Origin of the sequence: Streptantibioticus ferralitis (assembly GCF_029223525.1) — a bacterium.
GTDB classification, from domain to species: domain Bacteria; phylum Actinomycetota; class Actinomycetes; order Streptomycetales; family Streptomycetaceae; genus Streptantibioticus_A; species Streptantibioticus_A ferralitis.
Genome location: NZ_JARHTQ010000031.1, coordinates 1 through 21,708, shown reverse-complemented (window position 1 = coordinate 21,708; position 21,708 = coordinate 1). Strand labels below are relative to the sequence as shown.

The following is a 21,708-nucleotide window of genomic DNA, read 5'->3' as shown; positions in this document are numbered from 1 at the left end:
CAGCCGTGCCTAGGCGTGGGCGATCTTGGATACCGCGGTGATCACCGAGCCGGACCAACCACATCGCACCTGCCTGCGCGGGCTGATCTCACGAGCTCGCACGCTCGGGTGTGCTGTCCGTCGCGGGCCCTGACAGCGACCGGATGTCCATGACAACACCCGAGGGGCGACTCCTCCCATCCTGGACGGAGTGGGAAGACTGGTCCTGCGGACATACAGCGGGCGCTGTGCGTAGCGCGTGTCGTTCGCGCCGCGGAAGGGGGTGGGGTAGATATGGGGTATGGGCCGAATCCGGGGCCGTTCTTGGGGCCTCTCGGGCCGCTGGTTCGCCGGGTGGCGCCCAGGTAGCCGAAGTGAGCGGCAACAGTGGCGCCACGGCTTGCGGGTGCCGTCGACGCGGCGTGTGCGGTCTGTGACGAGCATCAGCAGCGTCGCCAGTCAGATGTTCGTTCTGCAGGTACTGATCGTCCTGCTGCTCGTCGTGGCCGCCGTGACCACGCTACTGCTCCAGTCGCGCAGCGACCGATTCCAAGCGGCGCGCGACCGCTCGCTCGCTGCGGCCGAGGCGTTCGCCTACGCCCCCGGCCTGGAGAACACGTTGCGTGGCCCCAATCCGAGTGCCGTACTCCAGCCACGGACCGAAGCCGCCCGCAAGCGGGGCGCGGTCGACTTCATCGTCGTGATGAACCGCGACGGCATCCGCTACACACACCCCAAGCCGGAGGAGATCGGGAAGAAGTTCGTCGGCACCATCGCACCGTCGCAGGCCGGCCGCACCACCGTCGAGACCGTCCACGGTCCGCTGGGCGTGGAGGTCCAGGCGGTTGTTCCGATCACGGACGCCCACGGCAAAGTCATCGGCATGGTCTCGGCCGGGATGAAGGCCATCGGGGTGAGCAGTGCGGTCGACCGGCAGCTGCCGGTCGTCGTTGGCGCCGGTGCCGTCGCCCTCGCTCTGGCAACGGGCGGAACCGCGCTGGTCAGCAGGCGGCTGCGGCGGCAGACCCACGGCCTCGGCCCGACCGAGATGACCAAGATGTACGAGCACCACGACGCGGTGCTGCACGCGGTGCGCGAAGGCGTGGTCATCGTCGGCGGCGACGGCCAGGTCCTGCTCGCCAACGACGAGGCGCGGCGGCTCCTGGGCTTGTCCACGGATGTGGAGGGACACAACGTCACCGCCCTCGACCTGGACCCCCGCATGGCCGAGCTGCTTCTCTCCCGACGCGTGGCCACCGATGAGGTGCTCCTTGTCGGAGACCGGCTGCTGGCGGTGAACAACCGGCCGACGGATCGCCGGGGCGGCCCCCGCGGCAGCGTGGCCACACTGCGGGACTCCACCGAACTACGCGCGCTCGCCGGGAAGGCCGAGGTCGCGCGCAGTCGTCTCAGGCTGCTGTACAACGCGAGCATGGCCATCGGCACGTCCCTCGACATCAAGCGGACCGCCGAGGAGCTAGCCCAGGTGGCCGCCCCGCGGTTCACCGACTACGCGACCGTCGACCTGGCCGAGCCGGTCCTGCGCGGTGAGGAGCCCCGGGTGGGGAGGAGCGGCAGCCAAGCGGCCCAGCTGCGCCGTGTCGCGGTCAGCGGCATCCGGGACGACCACCCCCTGTACCCGGCGGGCGAGCTGGTCACCTTCGCGGCAACCACCCCGCAAGCCACCGGCTTCACCGACGGGCACCCCGTGATCGTCCCCGATCTGCGGGCCTCCACCGGCTGGCGCACAGGGGACGTCGAGCACACCCAAGCGGTCCTTGACTACGGCTTCCGCTCGATGATCACCGTTCCGCTGAAGGCTCGGGGCATCCTGATGGGAGTCGTCAACTTCTGGCGAACTCAGGACAGCGACCCCTTCGAGGAGGACGACCTGTCCCTGGCCGAGGAGCTGGCGGCCCGTGCCGCCGTGTGCATCGACAACGCACGCCGTTTCACGCGAGAGCACGCCATGGCCGTCACGTTGCAGCACAGCCTGCTGCCACACGGTCTGCCCGAACAGAACGCCCTCGACATCGCCTTCCGCTACCTGCCCGCCCAGGCAGGAGTGGGCGGCGACTGGTTCGACGTCATCTCCCTACCGTGCGCCCGCGTCGCCCTCGTCGTCGGTGACGTGGTCGGCCACGGCCTGCACGCCGCCGCCACCATGGGCCGCCTGCGCACAGCGGTACAGAACTTCTCCACCCTGGACCTGCCGCCCGACGAACTGCTCGGCCACCTGGACGAACTCGTCAGCCGCATCGACCAGGAGACGTCGGCCGCGGACGAACAAGCCGCCATCGTCGGCGCCACCTGCCTGTACGCGATCTACGACCCCACCACCGGAATCTGCAACCTGGCCCGAGCCGGCCACCCGCCACCGGCCCTCGTCCACCCCGACGGCACTGTGGAATTCCCCGACGTCCCCGCCGGGCCGCCACTTGGTCTGGGCGGCCTGCCCTTCAAGGCCGCAGAACTACATGTGCCACCGGCCAGCACCCTGGCCCTCTACACCGACGGTCTCATCGAGAGCCGCAAACGTGACATCGACACCGGCATGAAGACCCTCAGCGCCGCCCTGGCACACCCCGGCCGAACACCCGAGCAAACCTGCGAGGCGGTGCTCGACGCACTACTGCCCACCCACCAGAGCGACGACATCGCGCTACTCGTCGCCCGCACCCGCCGCCTGCCCGCCGACCAGATCGTCGAGTGGGAACTGCCCTGCGATCCCGCCGCCGTAGCCGGCGCACGCGCCAAGGCCACCCGGCAGCTGGCGCAGTGGAACCTGGACGAAGAGACGATCTTCACCACTGAGCTGATCCTCAGCGAACTCATCACCAACGCCGTCCGCCACGCCTCCGGCCCCATCCGGGTACGCCTACTGCGCGACCGCAGCCTGATCTGCGAAGTCGCCGACACCAGCAGCACCGCACCACACCTGCGCTACGCGGCCGCCGAGGACGAAGGCGGACGCGGCCTGTTCCTCATCGCCCAGCTCTGTGAACGGTGGGGCACCCGCTACACCCCCCAAGGCAAGATCATCTGGGCCGAACAACCACTGCCCCCACCCTCCGCGCGGGCCGCCGGAAACTCTCCCTAGCCGATCCACCGGAGCGAGCCCTGTCTTCCCCTCCGCAACCGCCCCGGAGCTCCTCTCTCCAGGTCACTTGCCGACGTACTCGAAGACCCCACCGTCCGGATGCCGCACCACGGCCCTGCGCCCGTTCGGTGTGCTCTCGGGAGCGGCGATCACCCCGGCCCCCAAAGTCGCGTACTCCGCCACTGCGGCATCCAGATCCACCACGGACAAGGCGGCCGCCGCCCTGGCGGACCGCCCCGCTACCTCCGCAGGCCCGCTGAACGGCAGTAACGAGCCCACGGCTGCCAGCTCCAGGCCGGCGAACCGGAACCGGGACGCCGCCTCACCGGTCAGTCGCTCATAGAAGGCCGTAGCCGACTCAAGGTCATCCACGCGCCGCCGAAGAACCACAGAAGTGATCGTCATGGCCCCCTCCCTACCGCCACTGCGATCACCCACCGGCCGCATCCCGGAACCGGCCGAAGCCGCAGTGCGCGGCCCCCGATTGTCAGTGCTGCCGCGTAGCGTGCGTCGCATGGGGTTCACCGGGGCATGGATGATCACCGCTCACGAGGACGTGGTCATCGCGGAGTTGGCACCGCGCTTTCTGAGTGCCATCGAGACGGAACGCGCCGAGCCGAAGGCACAAGAGCGTTGGGAGCGTTGGCGGGGGGCGCCGCTGCCGGACTACCGGACGTGGTGGCGGACATTCGGCGGGGCTGACCGCCGGAGTCCGGAATCACAGGCGCTGCTTTCGTTCACAGAACTGACCTGTGCCGGCAGGCACATCGATGACGCCTGCTACGGCGTCGGGGACGATCCCTTCTGGGTGACCGACGATGTCTGGGCACGGCAGCCCGGCCCCGACACGGGGTTCTACTGCGTCCACTCCAAGGAGTACCCGATCTCCTCCTTCTTCCATGCGATCGGCCCGGACCGCGCCGCCCAACTCCCGGTCTGGTGCGGCAACTTCCTACTGACCGCGGCCGAAGTGCGGCAATCCCTGCCCCAGGTGGAACGCGCACTGGCCTTCACCCCCCGAGGAACGCGCCGCATGGGGAGTGCGGGGAGCGACGGCCTGTCAGCGCGCTCCTCGGGAACTGGAAATCTGGTGGTCCGGACGGCAGCAGAGGCAGAGGATTTTCCACATGCGATTCGCGGGATCGTCTGGTTGGCAGGTTCGAAGTGGGTCTCCGCGCGGTCTCCTGATCGGGTTGTTCGTGCGTGATGCTGCTGGTCTGCAGCCAGCCACGGATGTCGATGTGCCACCGTTGGTGCCCGCGGTCGAGGCCTGGCCGAGCCTTGCACCGCTTGCCGTTCCGGAGGCGTCGGTGCAGTGGGCCCGTTGGTGGGACCGGGAGTTGATGCGTCAGGAGGGACCCGAGCGGGGGTTCTTCGCACCTGACCCAAGGTTCGGGGACGGCCGGGAACTCGATGTGTTGGTCCGGGCGTGTTTCGCCGATGCCGTGCGATGGAGTTCCGCCCGGGGTCGTGAGGACGCGGATGCCATGCGGCGTGGTGATCGCCGCGGCCGTGAGGGAGACCTCGTCCGGGCTGTGGAGGTCGAGATCGGTCGTAGGGCCCGTTCGTTCGAGCTGCAGGTGACGGAGTTGCCGGTCGCCGGTGTGGTCGGCTGGCGGGTGTCCGCAGGGCATGTGGTGGTGGGTCGGGCGCTGCGGGGAGACGCGGTGGCGTATCGCCGGTGGCTGACTCCGGTGATACGGGAGTTGGCTTGAGCAGTTCGGGAGTGAAGTGCGCCGGGGCCGGGTTCGAAGGAGTCACGGTGCGCTGTGCGCTACCAGTCCCCACCTCCCCGTACGGCAGCGGAGTCCACTGCCGTACCGCGGACGGTGGTCCCTTACCGGCGGCGGCCCCACGCGGAGATCATCGGGGAGGTGGCGAGGTCGAGGCGGCCCGACGTGACGTTCGCGAGGTGCAGGTCGATCTCCTCGTCAGTCGCGAGACCTGCCGCGACCAGCCTGTCGCGCACATGCCGGATCGTCACGGCCTCCAGGACGTCGCAGGACGCCGAGGTGATCGGGAAGTAGGCGTCCGCGGTGACATCGCTCAGTCCCGCCTCCCGTAGCAGCCGGGGGAGCTTGCGCCCGTACGCCAGGTCGGCACCACGGGCCGCCAGCAACGAACGGAATCCGGCCCGCAGCCTGTTGGCCAATGCCTGCTCGGGCCCGTACTCGTCCAGGCAGATCAGCGGCTGCAGCGCCGGATCGGCGTCCTCCACCAGCAGCCACCCGCCCGGCCGCAACGCGCCGACCATCGCACGCAGAGCCTGCTCCCGATCGGCCACATGCACCAGCACCAACCGGGCGTGCACGAAGTCGAAGCTGCCCTCGGGCGGCTCGTCCTGGCCCACGTCGTGACGCAGCACCTCGATGACGCCGCCCGCCGCCCGGGAGGCCCAGGAGATGTCGATATCGGTCGCCAGTACCCGGCCGGTCCGCCCGACCCGTTCGGCCAGCCAACTCACCACCGAGGAGCCGCCCGCCCCGACCTCCCAGCACCGCCAGCCCGGGGAGATCCCCAGGTCCTCGATGTGACGGAAGGTCGATGGGTCGAACAGCTCGCTCAGCGCATCGAAGCGGGTGCCCGCCTCGGGCTGAGCGTTGTCGAGCAGGTAGCCGTCATCGTTGGGGGAGGCGGGGGCGGAGTGCGTCATGAGGGGATTGTCCCTCGCCTCCCGCGGCGCCCCTACCGCAGGACACCACCAAGGTCCCGCGTGCCCTGGCCCCTCCCGCCGACCATGGATTGGTTGGGTGGCGGTACTGATCGGCTCATCGTGGAGTTCTGTTCGGTTTCCCACTTGGCGGAGGCCGAGCGGCTCGGGGACGGCGACGAAGACGACAGCGGTGGGAGTGCGGTCGGCTACCGATCCCCGCGGCTCCAAGGTGACGGGCCGTGATGGACGCGAAAGATGATCTCGGAAGTCGCGTATGGGGCACGGCCGAACAGCGCGCCGCGCAAGGCGACACCACGTACGCGCGCGCTCGGCGCCTACGGCCGACTGGCGGCATGGCGATCCATGGCCGGGCTCGGCGGCGCTCCGGCGGACGCGAGCGCGCAGGAGGTGGAAGATCACGCTCGACGGAGTACATGGTTCCACTTCGAGGCCGACGCGGACTGGTTCCACAACGAGATCGGCGACGACTACGGCATCGCCGCCCTCCCCCCCGACGGCCGCCGGATCGCTGTGCTGGCAGCGACGGACACCGACTAGGGGCACGGTCGGCCGGAACCACATCACGCCGTGCTGGGATCGCCGCCGTGTCTGAGGCGGAAGGCGGCAACCACAACTCCTGGGAAAATCCCAGCAGTTGGGGGGCCGCTCGCGCGATGGGAGAATACGTCGCCATGAACCGCGAGCCAGGTCCCTTGACGCTGAGCGAGGAGGACAGCCGAGTCGTGGACGTCTGGGCCGCGGACCGCGTCGAGCGGACCTTGCTGCTGTCCGAGGCGCAGGCCCCTACCGACACGCGCGCTCGCAATGCCATCAAGGGTGTCCGGCGCGTGGGTGCCATGGCCGCCCGGTGACCCGCGGACCGGGCCGCAGCCACCGCCGACAGGTCGCCGAGCCCAGGCCTGGTCGGCGTCGCCGCGCCAGGGTGAGCAGGGACAGCAAGCGCCGCGATCACCTGCGCCCAGGCGACCACGGATCACCGAACGCCCGCGAGGCCATAAAGCGACAAGTGGATCGCTGAGCTTCAACGAGTCAGGCTGTACCCATGCGGTCTCTCTCCCGCTCATCTCCGCAAATGGGGGTGGGCGGTCATAGCCGGATCCTCTTCGCACTCGCGCAGTGCGTACCGTTCACGATCGCACTGCTCGTGGTAGGAATCGAGCTCTCGCCTGCGCACTTTCTGTACACCGGTCCCCTCCTCACCGCGACGCCCGCGTTGGCCGCAGTGACGATGGGCCCGAAGGGCACCATCTCGGCGGCGGCTGTCGCGCTGGCCGTCAGCATCACCACCGCCACCTACAACCAGGCGTGGGGCACGCAGCAGGTGTACAGCAATCTGCTGGCTCTGCTCCTGGTGTCCATAGCCAGCGTTACGACGAGTAGTGCGGTGCGTACTCGCAGGCAGAGCGAGCTCGACCAGATCCACCGGATCGCCGTGGCGGCACAACGGGTGCTGCTGCGGCCGGTACCCGCCCGGCTGGGCCCTTTGCGGGCGGCCAGCATGTATCTCGCGGCTGAGGCGGGGGCGCAGATCGGCGGTGATCTGTACGAGGCCGTGCAGACCCCGTACGGGGTCCGGATGATCGTGGGGGACGTCCGGGGCAAGGGACTGCCTGCTGTACGCGCGGCAGCCGCTGTGCTGGGCGCCTTCCGTGAGTCGGTGCACTACGAAGAGGATCTGGCGGAGGTGATGAACCACTGCGCGGCCGCGCTGCGACGGGAGTGCGCCATACCTGGTGCATTCGATCCGGAGGCCCAGGTGGAGGGTTTCGTCACCGCGCTCGTGGCTCAGGTGACGGACGAACCCGTGGTCCAACTGGTCAACCGCGGCCACCCGCCGCCACTGGTGCTGCACCAGGGCAAGGCGCAGGCCCTGGTGCCCACCTCCGCCCTGCCGCCCCTCGGCCTGGAGGACTTCATCACGGGTCCCCCGGCCAAACCGGACAGCTATCCGTTCGTGCCCGGCGACCGTCTGCTGCTCCACACCGACGGCGTGATCGAGGCCCGCAACAGTGCCAATGACTTCTTCGCCCTGACCGAGGCCATGGAAGCGGCGCACGCTCGCACCCCGCCGGAGTTCCTGGAGCAACTGCACCGGGACCTGGTCCGCCACACCGAGGGTCGCCTCGCGGACGATGTGGCGATGCTCCTCGTTGACCGGCTCGACCAAGAGATCAGCGAACAAGTCGGCGCAGCGGCAGCCTCGTTGAGTGAGAGGCCGCATTGACCACTCCCCCCGCTTGAAGCGCCGGCGATCAGCGTGCGTTCGACTGACCAGGCAGTAAGACCGACCAGACAGTAAGAGCGTCCTAACGCAGGTCGTCGCTCAGCTCCAGTACCAGCCGGGCGACCGTCTCCGGCTCACGCAACGACGGCAGGTGGTCGCACTGCCGCATCCTCACCAGGCTGCAGCCGGGAATGCGCGCGGCCATCTCCTCATTGCACCGGACCACCTCGGCTTGGTCCCGCTCCCCCAACGCCAGCACGCACGGCGCGACCAGCTCGCCGAGCCGGTCGAAGGCTGGGGCGTCCGGCACCTGGTACGGATAGTTGGTGAACCACGCCGGGATCGCCGACCGCAACTGGGCGGCGGCTTCCGCATCGTCGTCGACTCCGGCTGCCGCGAAGGTGTGCAGGCTCAAGGCCACCAGACCGTCCATGTCTCCCGCCTTGGCCGGCACCTCGGCCTCGGCCATGAAGGTCGCTGAGGCAAGACGGGGATTGCCGGTGGCGCCCGGGCAGAACAGGGCGAGCGCCGCGACCCTCGCGGGGTCGCTGAGCGCGAGACTCACCGCCGTTGCGCCGCCCATGCTGGAGCCGACCAGAACCACCCGGCTCAGCTCGAAGTGGTCGAGGACCGCGACCAGGTCCTCGACCAGCGAATACCGCGCGGTGGGCTGTGGTGATCGCCCGTAGCCGCGCACGTCGTAGCGGATCACCCGGTGCCGCTCCACAAGGGGCGGCATGATCTTCTCCCAGATGCTGGAGTCACCGACCCCCGGGGTGCAGCAGGACGAGCGGCAGCCCGTCCCCTCCGGAGTCGTCCGCCCATAACTCACCGTCTTTGACCGACACCATGAGTTCCATGGCACAAGTCAGCCCGCAGCACCCCGTCGGTGTCCGGTCCACCCCGAAACAGCTTCCGTGCCCTGGGACTTGCCGAGATCACCAGGCCACATCAGTCACACATGGTGCGCCAAAGATCTGATGGCATCCCGGACGACGACGGTGACGGACGGGACAAGGCGGGTTCAGGATGCCACTGTCGAGCACACGCGGCATCGTCGGGGAATGGAGATCAGGAACGCGGTCCCCCGGGTTGGTCGCCTCGCTCCGCGTTCTTCTCCTTGATGCGCACCGCTTCCTTGCGGACCTCGGCCTGGGTGGCGCGCTCCCGCTCCAGCCACTCGGGACGCTCCCTCTTCAGCGCGTCGATCTGCTCCGTGGTGAGGGCGTCCGTGACTCCGCCACGGGCGAGACCCGAGATGGAGATGCCCAGCTTCGCCGCGACCACCGGCCGGGGATGCGGTCCGTTACGTCGCAGTTCCCGCAGCCACTCCGGCGGATCGGCCTGCAGCGCGTCCAGCTCGGTGCGCGAGACGACACCCTCACGGAACTCGGCGGGGGTGGCTTCGAGGTACACACCCAGCTTCTTCGCCGCGGTTGCGGGCTTCATCGTCTGGGTGGTCTTGTGCGACGTCATGATGTCAAGGATATCGAGCGTGTGCGCTGCCTTTGACCACGACCGGTAACCTGGCGGAGTGACAGGCTCGGATGTAACCCCTTCGTTCCGGCTCGCGTACGTCCCGGGAGTGACGCCCACGAAGTGGGTGCGAATCTGGAACGAGCGGCTGCCCGAAGTCCCACTGACCCTCATCCAGGTGCCCGCCGCGGAGGCCTGTGATGTGCTGCGGGACGGCGGCGCCGATGCTGGTTTCGTACGACTGCCGGTCGACCGGACGACCCTCAGCGCGATCCCCCTCTACACCGAGACGACGGTGGTCGTGGTCCCGAAGGACCACGTCGTGGCGGCGGTCGACGAGGTGTCCGCGGAGGATCTCACCGACGACATCGTGCTGCACCCCCTCGACGACACCCTCGACTGGGAGCATCCGCCCGGGCGGCCCGCGATCGAGCGCCCCGCCACGACGGCCGACGCCGTCGAACTGGTGGCAGCTGGGGTGGGACTCCTCGTCGTCCCGCAGTCACTCGCCCGCCTGCACCATCGCAGGGACCTCACGTACCGGCCGGTCACGGACGCCCCCACGTCGAGCGTCGCGCTGTCGTGGCCGGAGGACGAAACCACCGACCTGGTGGAGCAGTTCATCGGGATCGTCCGCGGGCGGACCGTCAACAGCACACGGGGTCGCCCCCAGACCCCGGCGGAGCCGAAGGGCAAGCGCCCCGACAAGGCCGGCGCACAGCGCAAGCCCGCAGCCGGTAAGTCGACCGGCAAGAACCCACGCAGCCGTTCCGGCGCCCCCAAGGGCGGCAAGCACGGCAAACCTCGCCGCCGGTCGTAGCCCAGGCGGCACGCATCCGTCGGCTCCGGCTGCGGCTCCGGCTGCGGCTCCGGCTCCGGCTGCGTTGCTCCTGCGACGGCGCTGACGCAGGTGTATGACTGGCCAGGGAACTGAATCCCCAGCGTGGCGGTCGTCAAAAGGGCAGAGCCGCAAGGCGATTGATGTGTTGTCAGCAGGCCTGTCGAAGGCGCCGCCTTCACAGACCGCCTCCGCTTCACCGCGGGCGGACACCGGGCTCACGAGACCGGAACCGTGTCCGACCCGGTCTTCCCTGCACAGATCATGCTCGAAGGCTTCCCTCCCGAGCACCGGCGCACCCCCACGAGATGGCGATCTTGGGCTATCGGGCCCGGGCCGGTCAGGGGCGGCAGAGCCGCGAGCCTTGCCAGCAGCGGTCGGAGCGACGGCTCCGCCGTGGAAAGGCGGAGCGGCCCCACCGCACGCCCCCCGAGCGCCTCAGGGGAAGTAAGGCACGGGATAAAATGCGCAATATGGAATTCCGGCATGCGCCGGTCGACCGCCTACTAGAGTCATCGGCCCGCGGGCTGGTGGCGGTCCCACTTGTGCCATGTGGTACCCAGTGAGGGACCCAGGATCAGGACCGGGGCGTCTTCTGGCCCGTCACAGCGGTATTGCAGGTGTTTCGTCGCCGTCGTGCTCACCCGGTCACGCTCCCACATCTCACAGCTGCCCCTATGACGGGGGGCATGACTGTGTGCGTCTGACCAGGTGGAAGACCTCCCGGGCGGCGTAGCGTTTGAGGCAACGGACGATTTCGCGCCGGGTCTTTCCCTCTTTGATGCGGCGCTCGTAGTAGTCCTGGGTGCGTGGGTCGAAGCGCAGGCGGGTCTGCACGATCCGGTGGAGGGCGGCGTGCCGGTCGCCGCCGCGGTTGAGGCGACGGTACTGTCGGCTGCCCGAGGAACGCTCGATGGGGCTGACCCCGCACAGCGCGGCGAAGGATGCCTCACTGCCCAGGCGGTCCGGGTTGTCCCCCATCGTGATCAGCAATATGGCGGCCGTGTCCGGACCGATGCCCACCACAGTGAGCAACTGTGGAGCGTGGCGTTCCACGAGCCGGGCCAGGCGGCCTTCCAAGTCCTGGATCTGCTCGCTGAGCTGCCCGATTCGCCCGGCCAGCAGACACAGGGTGATGCGAGTAGCCTGCAGTACCTCCTCTTCGTCGCCCTCGTCGTTCCTGCTGTCGTCGGCGAGCCGTGCGCAGGTTCGGAAGAGTTCTGAATTGTTCAGCCTGGCCAGTTCTTCCCGCAGGTTCGGGTCGGCACTCACGAGGACAGCCTTGAGCTGGTTGATCGCCTGGGTGCGGGCCTTGACTGCCGAGCCCTTGGCGAGTTTGTACATCCGGGCGATCTGCACCGGTCCATCGCCCGACTTGGCCTGGGCGCGCGCCCGCCCGCTCAGCACCGCCCGGGCTGCGTTCTGGGCATCGAGCGGGTCCGACTTGCCGCGCTGGCGGCGGTCGGTCCGGTCGGGCCGGTTTACGTCGAGCACTTCGACGCCCTGGGTCAGCAGGTATCGGGACAGGGCCGCCCCGAAGGAGCCGGTCCCCTCCGCTCCGGCCCGCCGCACCGTGCCCAGCACCCTGGTCCACTTCAGCAGTTCGCGGTATCCGACCGCGGTGGCCGGGAACTCTTCGGTGCCGATCAGCGCCCCCACCGGGGAGAGCACGGCAGCCACATGAGCGTCCCGGTGCGTGTCCACTCCGAGGACCACCTCCCCCGTGGGCCGGCGTCGGCGAGTACGCGGGGTTAAGGACGTAGCGGTCATGTTCGTTCACCTTCCGACCCGATGGCGCATCGCGTAGCCGGCACCGGACCGCGCGGGCGGTCAGAACTGTGACGACGCCTAGTCGGCAGGCCCCTATCGGGACACACCCGGCCGACCCGGTGCCAGCAACGCACCATCCCCGGTCAGCGGTCGACACAGCGTGAGTAGGACACCGCGGTCAGAGTTCTCGTGAGTCAGACCCCGGCCCGGGTCAGCACCCACCGATCCTCCCCACGCTCAGAGGCACCCACCCAGGCCCGCAGAACATTCTCAATCCCAGCTCATGGAACGCTCTGAATCTGACTCTGGCCGACCACAACGGATCGCGAAGGTCGACATCACGTTCAGCCCTCAGGATTCACCGACGGCCAGCGAATGGCGGGGCCTTGGTCCCGACCACCGGACGAGGATCAGCGCGCTCCTGCGGTCAGCGGCCTGCTGCCTTGGAAGACCCACCGATCAGACAGTCCCGTCCGTGGGTGCGGCAGTTGATCACTGTGGATCGTGGTGCAGGTCGTTCAGGGCTTCCTCGAGCCGGTGGTAGCGCACGCGTTCCTGTTCCAGCCTCACATTGTGGCCGAACTCGCCTTCCACCAGGCTTTCATGGCGATCGGCTTCTTCCCTTGTGAGCGCGCCGAGTTGTGCCGCGTGGTACCGAGGGCCGGGCCCAATATCAGGACCGGGGCGTCTTCTGGCCCGTCACAGCGGTATTGCAGGGTTTTGGCCGTCGTCTCGCTCACCCGCCCACGGTCCGACATCTCACGACTCCCCAACGACGTCAAGGGTCGGGACGTTCGCCAAACCTCCCCCGTCCCGCCGGGTAGACGCATCTCGGGAACGCGTCTCGTCGGGGACGTTGTCCGACGGCAGGTCCGTTCTTCCATATCCATGACACCGTCTGGAAGACGTCAGCGGTGAGCGGTGCGGGTTCAGTGCGGGTGAAGCGGGAGGCGAACCGTACAGGATCCACCGGTTCAAGGCTGCGAGCCGCGACTGTCCAGCCTTCTCGCAGCCATCGAAGACAGCGACTTCGCGCGATCGATGAATTCTTGAGGGTTATCCATGTTCACAGTCACCGACGGCGGGTAGATTACATCGTCCACGAACTTCGGCAAGTCGTCACGCAGTGCCTTCAGTACCCTCTCCTGGAACGGCTCGGGAATGCCTCGGATGAACAAGTATCCGGATAGCACATCTCTCTTCAAGTCCTCTCGGATCCGCTCGTCGTCAACGCGCTCGAGAACAAAATCGGCGATCCGTTCGAACAGCCAGCTCGTGGCAAACCAGTTCATCTCAGGGGTCGCGTCATCATCTGCAAGGCTAATGATCTTCGTCACGCCGGGCACCGTCCCACCTGTGTTGAGTTTCCCGTGTTCTCCGTGCAACAGCTAGCGCTGCACGGCATCCCGCATGGTCGTGGCCGTGGGCGGCAGCTTGCACGAAGCCGCCCACGGCCACACTGTAGGTGAGCCGGTCTCAGCTGTGGTCGCCGACCAAGAAGATTCTTGCCTGATCAGCCGCTGACAGGTTGGCTATGGCCGCCTTGATGTCGTTGATCTGCTGCACGGTGTAGGTGTTGACATCGACGGGAATGAAGGAAACCAGCCTGCCCTTGTTGTCGGTCTTGAGGATGTGCGCCCTGATCGAGGCCATGAACTTGGTGACATCCAAGTACTGGGACGGCGAGTTGCCGACCGCATCGTAGCCTTGCCCCTTTTGGTCGTACCATTCCAGGTCGCCACTGCTGTCTCGGGTGAGCTGAACGCCGCGCTCCGTTTCGACCCGCAAAGCGGTCTGCATCTCGCCTACGTTGAATTTGTTTCCCTTGGCGGGATCCAATCCCAACGAATACCTGCGGAAATATTCTCGCAGCCTGTCCACAAGGGCGCCCCGCGCGACATCGATGCCCTTGCTGCCCCTATGACGGGGGGCATGACTGTGCGGGCCTGATCAGGTGAAAGACCTCCCGGGCAGCGTAGCGTTTGAGGCATCGGACGACGGGCTCCGGAGGTGATCGCCCTGGTCCGGAGAAGCTGAACAGCAAGAACGCCCGCGATGGCGATCACGGGCGAACGAGACTTCGGAACCACGACTACTGCCCACGACGCTACACCGCGCAGCACCGACCAGCCATGAGAACACCAAAGCCACCTCCCCGTGCAGCCGTGGGGCACAACCTCCTCCCACACTGTCCGGGGGTGGCCGTCATCACGGCATGAGGGCGTGGACTTCCTTGCCGTCCGGCTGGGGGTGCGCAACTGGTGTTTGAGGCATTGCAGGAGGGGCCAGCCGAAGCCGCCCGTGCCGGTGGTGAGGTCGGGGGGCGAGGCTGGGGAAGGGTGGGGCTGGTGTCGCGGACGATGATCTGGACGCCGGCGGACGTCAGGGCGAGGCACGAGGTAAGCGGGCCGAGGGCGTGGCGGACAACGTTGGGCAACGCAGCACCGGTTCTTCCCAAGAGGCCGCGCGTGGCAGCGTAGAAGCGCGGTTTGTTGGCACCCTGCGGCTCGTTTGTCTGCGGACCGGTAGCCACCTGGCGAGGGTCGTCACGAGGGTCTTGTGACGCGGGCGGCATCGGGGGATGTTCCGCCCGCGTCAGGCGTGGAGCGAGAGGCTGGCACGGGGGGGGACCCGCCTCGCGTCCGCAGGGCCAGTGACCACCGACCCACCCTTCTCTGCGCCGGACCCCCGCGGCGCGTTACATCACTCGATGCATCACCACAGGTCGGTGGCACCGACCGCGGCGCGTGGCCGGGGCCAGCGCCCGCCCCGGAGCAAAAATACGGCGCGGACAGCACGGGACCTTGGACAAGCCGTGGCAGCCGCCCCGACCTGCCCAGCCCAGCAACGTTCGTCTGTTGACCAGAATCGCGTCTCGTCGCTTCATAGGGGGAGCGTTATGCCGAGTTCCTGCATGGCACAGCTGTGCTGCCCATTCTCGTGAACATCGAACAGACACCGACCACAGTGCCTCCCGAAGTGGTGAACATCTGCTGTCCGTATTTCTCGTGAACATCCACGAACTTCAAGATCGCCAACTGCTGCCCGAACCGGCTGCCCCATCTCTGGTGATCTGTTCCCGGTCTCACATGATCTGGTCCGATTCACTCGCCGTCTCAGTTGGTCTGGTCCGTCCTGGCTATGCTGCGCGGTGGCGGCGACCGCTCATTGCTCGCTGTGCACGTCACGGGGGCTGCGGACTCCGGGCGGAAGGGCCCGGCCCCTGCGTCCCGCCCCTGCCCCGGCTCCGGATGCCACGGGAAGGCTAGGCCGGGACGCCCAAAAGGGCCCTCAAAGAACGCAGCGTGGTTTTTCCGGCGTTGTCAGCGGAGCGCCCTCGGTCCCGGTGGTCTTCTGGGCCGAGGGCGCTCTATGTGTGGTTAAAAGTGCGCCCTCACGAGATAAGGGCAGTTGTGGTCACTCGGCGTGGGCTGTCGGGGCCAGCGCGAGGTAGCTGCCGCTGAGGGCAATCAGCCCGTTCGCGTCGTAGGAGATGGTTCGGTCGAAGTCGGTGATCCACTCGTTGGGCGACGATGCCCACCGCGTGAACCACTCTTCGGGGTTGGTCGGGTCGCACGGCTCGCTGACCACAGGGGCGCCGGAGGTGCTGTTGGCTACCGCGAGGCACATGCCGTTGTAGGAGTTGCGCAGCGTTCCGTACTCCGGGTTCCCTGGCACCTCGTCGTAGCGGAACTCCTGGTGCGGGTTGGTTCCCGGGGCGTAGGTCCGGTTCAGGCCGGCTTGCTGGCCTGGGTTCGCTTGCCACACGTCGACGCTCTGTCCGGTGGAGGTGTTCAGGTTCCAGCCAGCCCCCTGCGGTGCGCTGGCCACCATGTTCGGGCGGAAGGCAACGGGGAAGTGGTCCGAGTCCATGCCGTTGATGCGGTGTGCTCCATAGCCGTCGATGTGGCGGTTGGTCACCATGAAGTCGAGCTGCCCGCCGCTTTGCTGCGTCACTTCGGTCGGGGCGTAGGTGTACATGCCCCTCTGCTCGCTGAAGACGTTGCTGAACAGGTCGACGTTGAAGTCGCCTAGGGCCACCCAGTCGAACGGCGTCTGGGCGACGCTGTGCTGAATCTGGGTGATCAGGTCGAGGGCATCCCGGCGCGCGCGGGAGGGACCTGCCGAGGCGGCGTGGATGTCGTAGAACCAGGTGTTGTTGTACCGCACGCCCACGCTTCCGCGGGTGCCCGTGCCGCGGTTGGGGATGACGTTCATCTCGTCGGCTCGGCCGTGGGTGACGATGGCCATGCTCGTGCGGTCGTTCCCGGCACCCGGCTGGGGCAGGAAGTAGATGTAGTAAGTCACCGGCCTGCTGCTCGTGCCGACGTTCCACTCGTACTCGGTGACTGTGAACGTGATCCCACCGTCCGTCGCCTGCACCCTGCGGTCGGTGGGCACGGCGCCCGCGGGCGGGCTGCCGCTCTCCTGCAACGCCAACAAGTCGTTGTTGTAAAGGGACTGCGGGGAGCCATCGCCGGCCATGAGCTGGCGGATGCTGGTGTTCCACTTGGAACCGCCGCCGTTGCCTTGCAGGTTGTAGGTGGCGGGCCGGTGCTGCTCCAGCGGCAGTGCTGAGGCGCTTTGCTGGGGCAGGACGACGAGCAAGGACAGCAAGGACAGTCCGGTGACGGTCAGGCGAGCGGTCGCCGACCGCCAGCGGGCCTTGCCTCCGGATAGGAAAAGACGTCTCACGTCACATCAACTCCACGACGAGCTATGGCATCGGGCACACAGGGCCGCCCGCGGCGCGGATGGGAACTGCGGAGACGGCCGAACACTTGGGACGAGGTCCGCGTTGCGGGGTACATCGCTCCTGAAGCAACGCAGCAGATGATCTTAACTAGCGGAGACGCTTGGCTCACTGGGACCAGGGCGGCGGGAAGGTGGCGCCACCGACGGTCGCCTTCATGCCGGCCGAGGTCACCGCCGTGACCGCCGCCGGGACCTGCGCGGAGGCGTTGCTGAGCCGCAAGACGGCTTGGGCGGGGACGATGACGGCGTCGCCCGGTCCGGCGAGCACCTCCTCGCCCGCGACGCTGGCCGACACCTCCCCGTGCAGGACGACGAAGACCTCTTCGCGGTCCATCTGGTGTGGTTCGCACCGTGCGCCCGGCGCCAACTCCGGCGACCAGACGGCCAGTTCGGTGCTGCCCCGGGAGGGCACGGCAAGCGGACGGAAGGTGAAGCCGTCGCGGTCGAAGACCGGCGCACCGGCGAGGGTGGACAGGGACATGGCGCTCCTCCAGAAGGTATAGTCAACCCGCTTGACCACTTCACGGTATGCCGCACCCGGCGGACAAGTCAATGCAGTTGACCAATCGAAGGAGACGCCGTGCCATCCAACCCCGATCCCGCCGATCACCGCCCGGGGCAGGTGCCGCTGCTGCTGGCCATCGCCTACCGGGCGATGACCGACCACTTCCACAGCCGCCTGGCCGAACTCGGACGCGAACCACTACGTCCCGCGCACGGCTACACCTTCCGCTATCTCGCCGACCACCCGGACGCCACCACCGTGGACCTCGCCGCCCATCTGGGCATCACCAAGCAGGCCGCCTCCAAGGCCGTCGCCGAGCTCCAGGACTGGGGCTACGTGCAACGCCGACCCCACCCCGTCGACAAGCGGGCCCAGTCGCTCACCCTCACCAAGCGGGGCCACGAGTACGTGCACCTGGCCGACCAACTGTGGGCCGAAGTGGAACAGCGGTTCGCCGAGGTCATCGGCCCCGACCGCCTCGCCGCACTCGACCAGGACCTGCGCGCCTACATCGACTACGTCTACGGCGATCAGCCGGTCCCATTCCGCCCGGTGTGGTGAGCGCACCGGCGGGAGTCCTTCGTCTCACGTTCTCACGGACAGCCCCTATAAGCGGGGTCCTGGCTGTAACTGTCCGACCAGGTGGAAGACCTCGCGGGCAGCCTCACGGCTCCCCACTTCCTGGCCTACTTCAGCAGATCGCGGTATCCCGCAGAGCGTCGACGACAAGTGCCCGTCTCCCTTCCGGTCCGATGGCGCGTCACGTTGCCGGCACCAGACCGCGCGGGCGGTCAGAACCGTGAGGACGCCACAACTGATCGGCAGGCCCTATCGAGACACGCCCCGCGGCCCGGCACCGACGTCGCACCATCCCCGGCCAACGGCAGACACCGTGAGACCAGGACACTTCGGTCAGGCGTGTCATGAGTCAGACCCCCGGACCCGGGACAGCACCCACCCATCCTCCCGCCCGTCACAGCATCCCCACCCAGAAATACTGAGCATCACAGGCACCGGCACGTGGATCTCACCCGGCCCACGACGATGGGCTGTACTCCCCACTGCTTCCGGAGCTTCCACGCCTCACCGTTCGAAGCCGCCGCGGCCCCGGTCAGGAGCAGAGTCACCAACCGCGTGAGCCGGGGGCGAACTCGGAGGCCACCTCGCCACATGAGGCTGCCCACCATGAGCACCCCGTCCGTCCGACCGGCTCGGGACGGCCGGATACAGTGCGCGCGACGGCAGCCTGGTTGCTCAAGGAGGGGAAGCGTGACCGACACCAGCGAAACCCGATCCGCCGACAGTGCAGCGCACGCGACTCAACAGAGCCGACTGCACCGCCTGATGCGCTACCTCCCCCTGATCGCCCCCGTCCTGCTGTGGACCGTGCCCTGCTGGCTGCTGCTGCACACCGGCCAGCACTGGCCGCTCCCTGTCACGCTCGCCGGCACCGCCCTGTTCGCCCTCGGCCTGATCGGTATGCCGCTCGCGATGGTGCGCGGCCACGGCCGACGCCAGCAGGACTGGGCGGCGATCGTCGGAGACACCCTGCTGGGCACCATCTGGACCCTGTTCACCTGGTCCGTCGTGCTCGGCGTCCCGCTGCGGCTCGCCCTGACCGGCGTCGGCGTCGGCGACGCCCAGGACCGGGCCCGGATCGTCACCTGGGCGGTCCTCGGCGCAGCCACCATGCTCCTCACCTGGGGGTACGCCGAGGCCCGCCGGGTACCACGGGTACGCCTCCTGGACGTGCAACTCCCACGCCTGGGAGCCGGGTTGGACGGCCTCCGCGTCGTCCTCATCACCGACACCCACTACGGCCCGCTCGACCGCGCCCGCTGGTCGGCGCGGGTCTGCGAGACGGTCAACACGCTGAAGGCCGACCTGGTCTGCCACACCGGAGACATCGCGGACGGCACGGCCGAACGCCGCCGCGCCCAGGCCGCCCCACTCGGCACCGTGCAGGCCACCCGGGCCCGGGTCTACGTCACCGGCAACCACGAGTACTACAGTGAGGCCCAGGGCTGGGTCGACCTGATGGACGAGCTGGGCTGGGAGCCGCTGCGCAACCGCCATCTGCTGCTCGAACGCGGTGGCGACACCCTCGTGGTCGCCGGCGTGGATGACGTCACGGCCGAGTCCTCCGGCCTCGCCGGCCACGGCGCCCACCTCGCCGGAGCCCTGCACGGCGCCGACCCCGACTACCCCGTCCTGCTCCTGGCCCACCAGCCCAAGTTCGTCGACCGGGCGGCAGCCGACGGCGTCGACCTCCAGCTCTCCGGCCACACCCACGGCGGCCAGATCTGGCCCTTCCACCACCTGGTCCGCATCGACCAGCCCGCCCTCGCCGGCCTCAGCCGCCACGGCACCCGCACCCTCCTCTACACCAGCCGTGGCACCGGCTTCTGGGGCCCACCCTTCCGCGTCTTCGCCCCGAGCGAGATCACCCTGCTCGTACTACGCTCCCCGCAGCGGCCCCCCACGCCGTAGCGCTGGGCGGGCTGGCGGTTCCGCCTGGAGATGCTGCAGTGCGCCGGCACCCCGAAGAAGGACTACGCATCCTGCAACGCCCTGCGCGTCACCAGCGGCACCACCGCCTTCCAGGAAGAGCAGGCGGCGAAGAGGGGCATCGCACCCCAGACCGTCCGGCCGAACGCCGCCGCGGACTCCCCCACCGGCTACGGCCCCAGCGACCTGCAGTCGGTCTACGGCCTGACCTCCGCCGCCTCCGCCAGCGGCTCCGGCAGGACCATCGCCATCGTCGACGCCTACGACGACCCGAACGCCGAGTCGGCCTTGGCCAACACCCACGACAGTCAGGCTCTGATGCCCCTGTCCGGAGCCTCCCGCCGATCCGCTCCACCGCGGGCCGCACCGACGCCGGTCGGCCAAGCTCCACGGGGGCAAGGGCTGTGACTACTTCCACTTGCGCTGATGGCTGCACTGGCAAGGCATCACCCCCTACAGCGCTGACGGTGGACTGTGGCCACTTCGTCTCACAGATCAGGGTTGTGTGAACTACGTATTTACGCGGCCGACCTCGATCGTGTGTGGAACGAGCCGAGGTGTACGCGATTTCGATGGCCCTGGGAGTGCCGGAGGCAAGGGAGTCGCCGGGAGAGGCCGCTGGCGCAGGCGATTCCCCCGCCAGGGCAGAGACGAGGGCACACACGGAGCGCGCGGCGTCCAGCGGCTCCTGCATGCCGGCCACCATGCAGGCGAAGCCGGCGCCCTGCGAACCGGCACACCGCGTCATTCCGAAGGAATGCGAAACTCGAATTCGGGACGGTCCCACGGCACGGCGGGCGGGTTCGCGAGCGCGGTCCCGGTCCGCACTGCACCGGCGCGGTGGTAGAAGTCCTCGGCGGGAACATGCGACACGACCTTGACACGGTCGAGCCCGGCGGCACGGGCCTCGGACTGCATGTGCGCGACGAGCAGCCGTCCAGTACCACGTCCTTGCGCTTCGTCAGCGACGAACAGCAGGTCGAGCTCCGGTGGAGCGAGGACGAGCGAGTAGAACCCGAGGACCCGGCCTCCATGCTCGTCGGCGCCGACGGCTACGAAGGCGCGGTGGGCCTCGATGTAATCAGGACCGACCCGGAAGCCCGCCACGGCGGCTGCGTACTTACCCTCGTAGGCGCCTGAGCCACGCACGAGCCGCGTGAGCCGTTTGGCATCCCGCGCGACTGCCCTCCGTATCGTGATCGGCTGGCTGATCGGAGAAGTGCGTGAACTCATCGGGAGAGTATTTCGCACCGCAGAATGCCTTCCTGCGGCGGGCCGGCTGCTCGGGCAGGCGTTCCTGCACCACTCCCGGGAACCACTCGTGCGAGCGCAACCGATCTCACGCCGAAGCCGCCCCGGAGCGCTCCGGTGTGGCTTCGGCGTCTCACGGCTCCGCGCGGAGGTCCCCGTCGGAACGGCTTCTGACGGGCCTCGCTGCCCCTATGACGGGTGCCCTTATGGTGAGGGCCTGACCAGGTCGAAGACCTCTCGGGCGACATAGCGCTTGAGGCATCGGACAATCTCGCGCCGGGTCTTGCCCTCCTTGAGGCGGCGCTCATAGTAGTCACGGGTGCGCGGGTCGAAGCGCAGCCGGGTCTGCACGATCCAGTGCAGGGCGGCGTTGGCCTGCCGGTCGCCGCCGCGGTTGAGGCGACGGTACTGCCGACTGCCCGAGGAGCGCTCGACCGGGCTGACCCCGCACAGCGCCGCGAAGGACGCCTCACTGCCCAGCCGTTCCGGGTTGTCCCCCATTGAAGCGCCCCGGGTCGAATGGAGGCTCGATTCTCTGAGAGGATTGAGTCATGGCACGTCCTTCCCGTTATCCCGCTGAACTGCGTAATCGCGCGGTCCGCATGGTCGCCGAGGTGCGACCCGACTA

Annotated in this window: 21 protein-coding genes and 1 pseudogene; 10 read left to right on the top strand and 12 right to left on the bottom strand. The window is 68.3% G+C overall.

The features are described from left to right. Window positions 1-442: 442 nt before the first annotated feature. A complete protein-coding gene (locus tag P2L57_RS32190) occupies window positions 443-3,079 on the top strand; it encodes a SpoIIE family protein phosphatase (RefSeq protein WP_275820596.1) in 2,637 nt (878 codons plus the stop codon). A gap of 63 nt (window positions 3,080-3,142) precedes the next feature. On the opposite strand, the gene P2L57_RS32185 is transcribed toward P2L57_RS32190, so the two are convergent. Beyond that, window positions 3,143-3,484 carry a VOC family protein gene (locus tag P2L57_RS32185; protein WP_275820594.1) on the bottom strand — a complete coding sequence of 114 codons (342 nt, stop codon included), beginning with the start codon at window positions 3,482-3,484 and terminating at the stop codon, window positions 3,143-3,145. Between P2L57_RS32185 and P2L57_RS32180 the strand changes: the two genes are divergently transcribed. Beyond that, entirely contained in the window at window positions 3,474-4,286 is an 813-nt protein-coding gene (locus P2L57_RS32180; RefSeq protein WP_275820592.1) for a hypothetical protein, read from the top strand. The genes P2L57_RS32185 and P2L57_RS32180 overlap by 11 nt on opposite strands. Window positions 4,287-4,566: 280 nt before the next feature. Beyond that, complete coding sequence (locus P2L57_RS32175) at window positions 4,567-4,794, top strand: hypothetical protein (RefSeq protein WP_275820590.1); 228 nt, start codon at window positions 4,567-4,569, stop codon at window positions 4,792-4,794. 122 nt (window positions 4,795-4,916) lie between these two features. On the opposite strand, the gene P2L57_RS32170 is transcribed toward P2L57_RS32175, so the two are convergent. Continuing rightward, complete coding sequence (locus P2L57_RS32170) at window positions 4,917-5,732, bottom strand: class I SAM-dependent methyltransferase (RefSeq protein WP_275820588.1); 816 nt, start codon at window positions 5,730-5,732, stop codon at window positions 4,917-4,919. A gap of 255 nt (window positions 5,733-5,987) precedes the next feature. Between P2L57_RS32170 and P2L57_RS32165 the strand changes: the two genes are divergently transcribed. The 3 genes from P2L57_RS32165 to P2L57_RS32155 all read left to right on the top strand — a co-directional run bounded on the left by P2L57_RS32165 (window position 5,988) and on the right by P2L57_RS32155 (window position 7,977). Then, entirely contained in the window at window positions 5,988-6,290 is a 303-nt protein-coding gene (locus P2L57_RS32165) for a DUF6183 family protein (protein WP_275820586.1), read from the top strand. A 134-nt stretch (window positions 6,291-6,424) separates the two neighbouring features. Continuing rightward, window positions 6,425-6,604, top strand: coding sequence for a putative immunity protein (locus P2L57_RS32160; RefSeq protein WP_275820584.1), 180 nt, complete (start codon window positions 6,425-6,427; stop codon window positions 6,602-6,604). A gap of 191 nt (window positions 6,605-6,795) precedes the next feature. Beyond that, window positions 6,796-7,977: a PP2C family protein-serine/threonine phosphatase gene (locus P2L57_RS32155; protein ID WP_275820582.1), complete on the top strand. Its 1,182-nt coding sequence runs from the start codon at window positions 6,796-6,798 to the stop codon at window positions 7,975-7,977. Window positions 7,978-8,059: 82 nt separating this feature from the next. On the opposite strand, the gene P2L57_RS32150 is transcribed toward P2L57_RS32155, so the two are convergent. Continuing rightward, the gene (locus tag P2L57_RS32150; RefSeq protein ID WP_275820580.1) at window positions 8,060-8,716 is read right to left on the bottom strand and encodes an alpha/beta fold hydrolase; all 657 of its coding nucleotides are present in this window, start codon (window positions 8,714-8,716) and stop codon (window positions 8,060-8,062) included. A 332-nt stretch (window positions 8,717-9,048) separates the two neighbouring features. After that, the gene (locus tag P2L57_RS32145) at window positions 9,049-9,453 is read right to left on the bottom strand and encodes a DUF5997 family protein (protein WP_275820578.1); all 405 of its coding nucleotides are present in this window, start codon (window positions 9,451-9,453) and stop codon (window positions 9,049-9,051) included. Window positions 9,454-9,511: 58 nt separating this feature from the next. On the opposite strand from P2L57_RS32145, the gene P2L57_RS32140 reads away from it, so the two are divergent. Further along, window positions 9,512-10,273, top strand: a complete 762-nt coding sequence (locus tag P2L57_RS32140; protein ID WP_275820576.1) for a LysR substrate-binding domain-containing protein — start codon at window positions 9,512-9,514, stop codon at window positions 10,271-10,273. 693 nt (window positions 10,274-10,966) lie between these two features. Here P2L57_RS32140 and P2L57_RS32135 read toward each other — a convergent pair. From P2L57_RS32135 to P2L57_RS32110, 6 genes are all read right to left on the bottom strand, one after another. After that, entirely contained in the window at window positions 10,967-12,061 is a 1,095-nt protein-coding gene (locus P2L57_RS32135) for an IS110 family RNA-guided transposase (RefSeq protein ID WP_303656930.1), read from the bottom strand. A gap of 492 nt (window positions 12,062-12,553) precedes the next feature. Beyond that, complete coding sequence (locus P2L57_RS32130) at window positions 12,554-12,655, bottom strand: hypothetical protein (RefSeq protein WP_275820572.1); 102 nt, start codon at window positions 12,653-12,655, stop codon at window positions 12,554-12,556. Window positions 12,656-13,035: 380 nt separating this feature from the next. Beyond that, window positions 13,036-13,398, bottom strand: a complete 363-nt coding sequence (locus P2L57_RS32125; protein WP_275820570.1) for a hypothetical protein — start codon at window positions 13,396-13,398, stop codon at window positions 13,036-13,038. 139 nt (window positions 13,399-13,537) lie between these two features. Continuing rightward, a complete protein-coding gene (locus tag P2L57_RS32120; RefSeq protein WP_275820568.1) occupies window positions 13,538-13,861 on the bottom strand; it encodes a hypothetical protein in 324 nt (107 codons plus the stop codon). A 1,617-nt stretch (window positions 13,862-15,478) separates the two neighbouring features. Then, window positions 15,479-16,756, bottom strand: a complete 1,278-nt coding sequence (locus P2L57_RS32115; RefSeq protein WP_275820566.1) for an endonuclease/exonuclease/phosphatase family protein — start codon at window positions 16,754-16,756, stop codon at window positions 15,479-15,481. Between the two features lie 166 nt (window positions 16,757-16,922). Further along, the gene (locus tag P2L57_RS32110; RefSeq protein ID WP_275820564.1) at window positions 16,923-17,297 is read right to left on the bottom strand and encodes a cupin domain-containing protein; all 375 of its coding nucleotides are present in this window, start codon (window positions 17,295-17,297) and stop codon (window positions 16,923-16,925) included. Window positions 17,298-17,396: 99 nt separating this feature from the next. On the opposite strand from P2L57_RS32110, the gene P2L57_RS32105 reads away from it, so the two are divergent. The 3 genes from P2L57_RS32105 to P2L57_RS32095 all read left to right on the top strand — a co-directional run bounded on the left by P2L57_RS32105 (window position 17,397) and on the right by P2L57_RS32095 (window position 20,237). After that, window positions 17,397-17,882 (top strand): MarR family winged helix-turn-helix transcriptional regulator, encoded by a 486-nt coding sequence (locus tag P2L57_RS32105; RefSeq protein WP_275820562.1) that lies wholly within the window; start codon window positions 17,397-17,399, stop codon window positions 17,880-17,882. A gap of 708 nt (window positions 17,883-18,590) precedes the next feature. Then, the gene (locus P2L57_RS32100) at window positions 18,591-19,811 is read left to right on the top strand and encodes a metallophosphoesterase (RefSeq protein WP_275820560.1); all 1,221 of its coding nucleotides are present in this window, start codon (window positions 18,591-18,593) and stop codon (window positions 19,809-19,811) included. A 30-nt stretch (window positions 19,812-19,841) separates the two neighbouring features. Continuing rightward, window positions 19,842-20,237: a hypothetical protein gene (locus tag P2L57_RS32095; RefSeq protein ID WP_372516015.1), complete on the top strand. Its 396-nt coding sequence runs from the start codon at window positions 19,842-19,844 to the stop codon at window positions 20,235-20,237. Window positions 20,238-20,573: 336 nt separating this feature from the next. On the opposite strand, the gene P2L57_RS32085 is transcribed toward P2L57_RS32095, so the two are convergent. After that, complete coding sequence (locus P2L57_RS32085; RefSeq protein ID WP_275820558.1) at window positions 20,574-21,062, bottom strand: GNAT family N-acetyltransferase; 489 nt, start codon at window positions 21,060-21,062, stop codon at window positions 20,574-20,576. Between the two features lie 222 nt (window positions 21,063-21,284). Continuing rightward, window positions 21,285-21,578 (bottom strand): annotated as a pseudogene (locus tag P2L57_RS32080) (transposase); the annotation flags it as partial. Between the last annotated feature and the right edge of the window lie 130 nt (window positions 21,579-21,708).

Bases quoted from the DNA above. Each gene is read 5' to 3' on its own strand.
- P2L57_RS32190 (WP_275820596.1), top strand. From the start codon at position 443: ATGTTCGTTCTGCAGGTACTGATCGTCCTGCTGCTCGTCGTGGCCGCC.
- P2L57_RS32185 (WP_275820594.1), bottom strand. From the start codon at position 3,484: ATGACGATCACTTCTGTGGTTCTTCGGCGGCGCGTGGATGACCTTGAG.
- P2L57_RS32175 (WP_275820590.1), top strand. From the start codon at position 4,567: ATGCGGCGTGGTGATCGCCGCGGCCGTGAGGGAGACCTCGTCCGGGCT.
- P2L57_RS32170 (WP_275820588.1), bottom strand. From the start codon at position 5,732: ATGACGCACTCCGCCCCCGCCTCCCCCAACGATGACGGCTACCTGCTC.
- P2L57_RS32165 (WP_275820586.1), top strand. From the start codon at position 5,988: ATGATCTCGGAAGTCGCGTATGGGGCACGGCCGAACAGCGCGCCGCGC.
- P2L57_RS32160 (WP_275820584.1), top strand. From the start codon at position 6,425: ATGAACCGCGAGCCAGGTCCCTTGACGCTGAGCGAGGAGGACAGCCGA.
- P2L57_RS32155 (WP_275820582.1), top strand. From the start codon at position 6,796: ATGCGGTCTCTCTCCCGCTCATCTCCGCAAATGGGGGTGGGCGGTCAT.
- P2L57_RS32150 (WP_275820580.1), bottom strand. From the start codon at position 8,716: ATGCCGCCCCTTGTGGAGCGGCACCGGGTGATCCGCTACGACGTGCGC.
- P2L57_RS32145 (WP_275820578.1), bottom strand. From the start codon at position 9,453: ATGACGTCGCACAAGACCACCCAGACGATGAAGCCCGCAACCGCGGCG.
- P2L57_RS32135 (WP_303656930.1), bottom strand. From the start codon at position 12,061: ATGACCGCTACGTCCTTAACCCCGCGTACTCGCCGACGCCGGCCCACG.
- P2L57_RS32120 (WP_275820568.1), bottom strand. From the start codon at position 13,861: ATGCAGACCGCTTTGCGGGTCGAAACGGAGCGCGGCGTTCAGCTCACC.
- P2L57_RS32110 (WP_275820564.1), bottom strand. From the start codon at position 17,297: ATGTCCCTGTCCACCCTCGCCGGTGCGCCGGTCTTCGACCGCGACGGC.
- P2L57_RS32095 (WP_372516015.1), top strand. From the start codon at position 19,842: ATGCTGCAGTGCGCCGGCACCCCGAAGAAGGACTACGCATCCTGCAAC.
- P2L57_RS32085 (WP_275820558.1), bottom strand. From the start codon at position 21,062: ATGAGTTCACGCACTTCTCCGATCAGCCAGCCGATCACGATACGGAGG.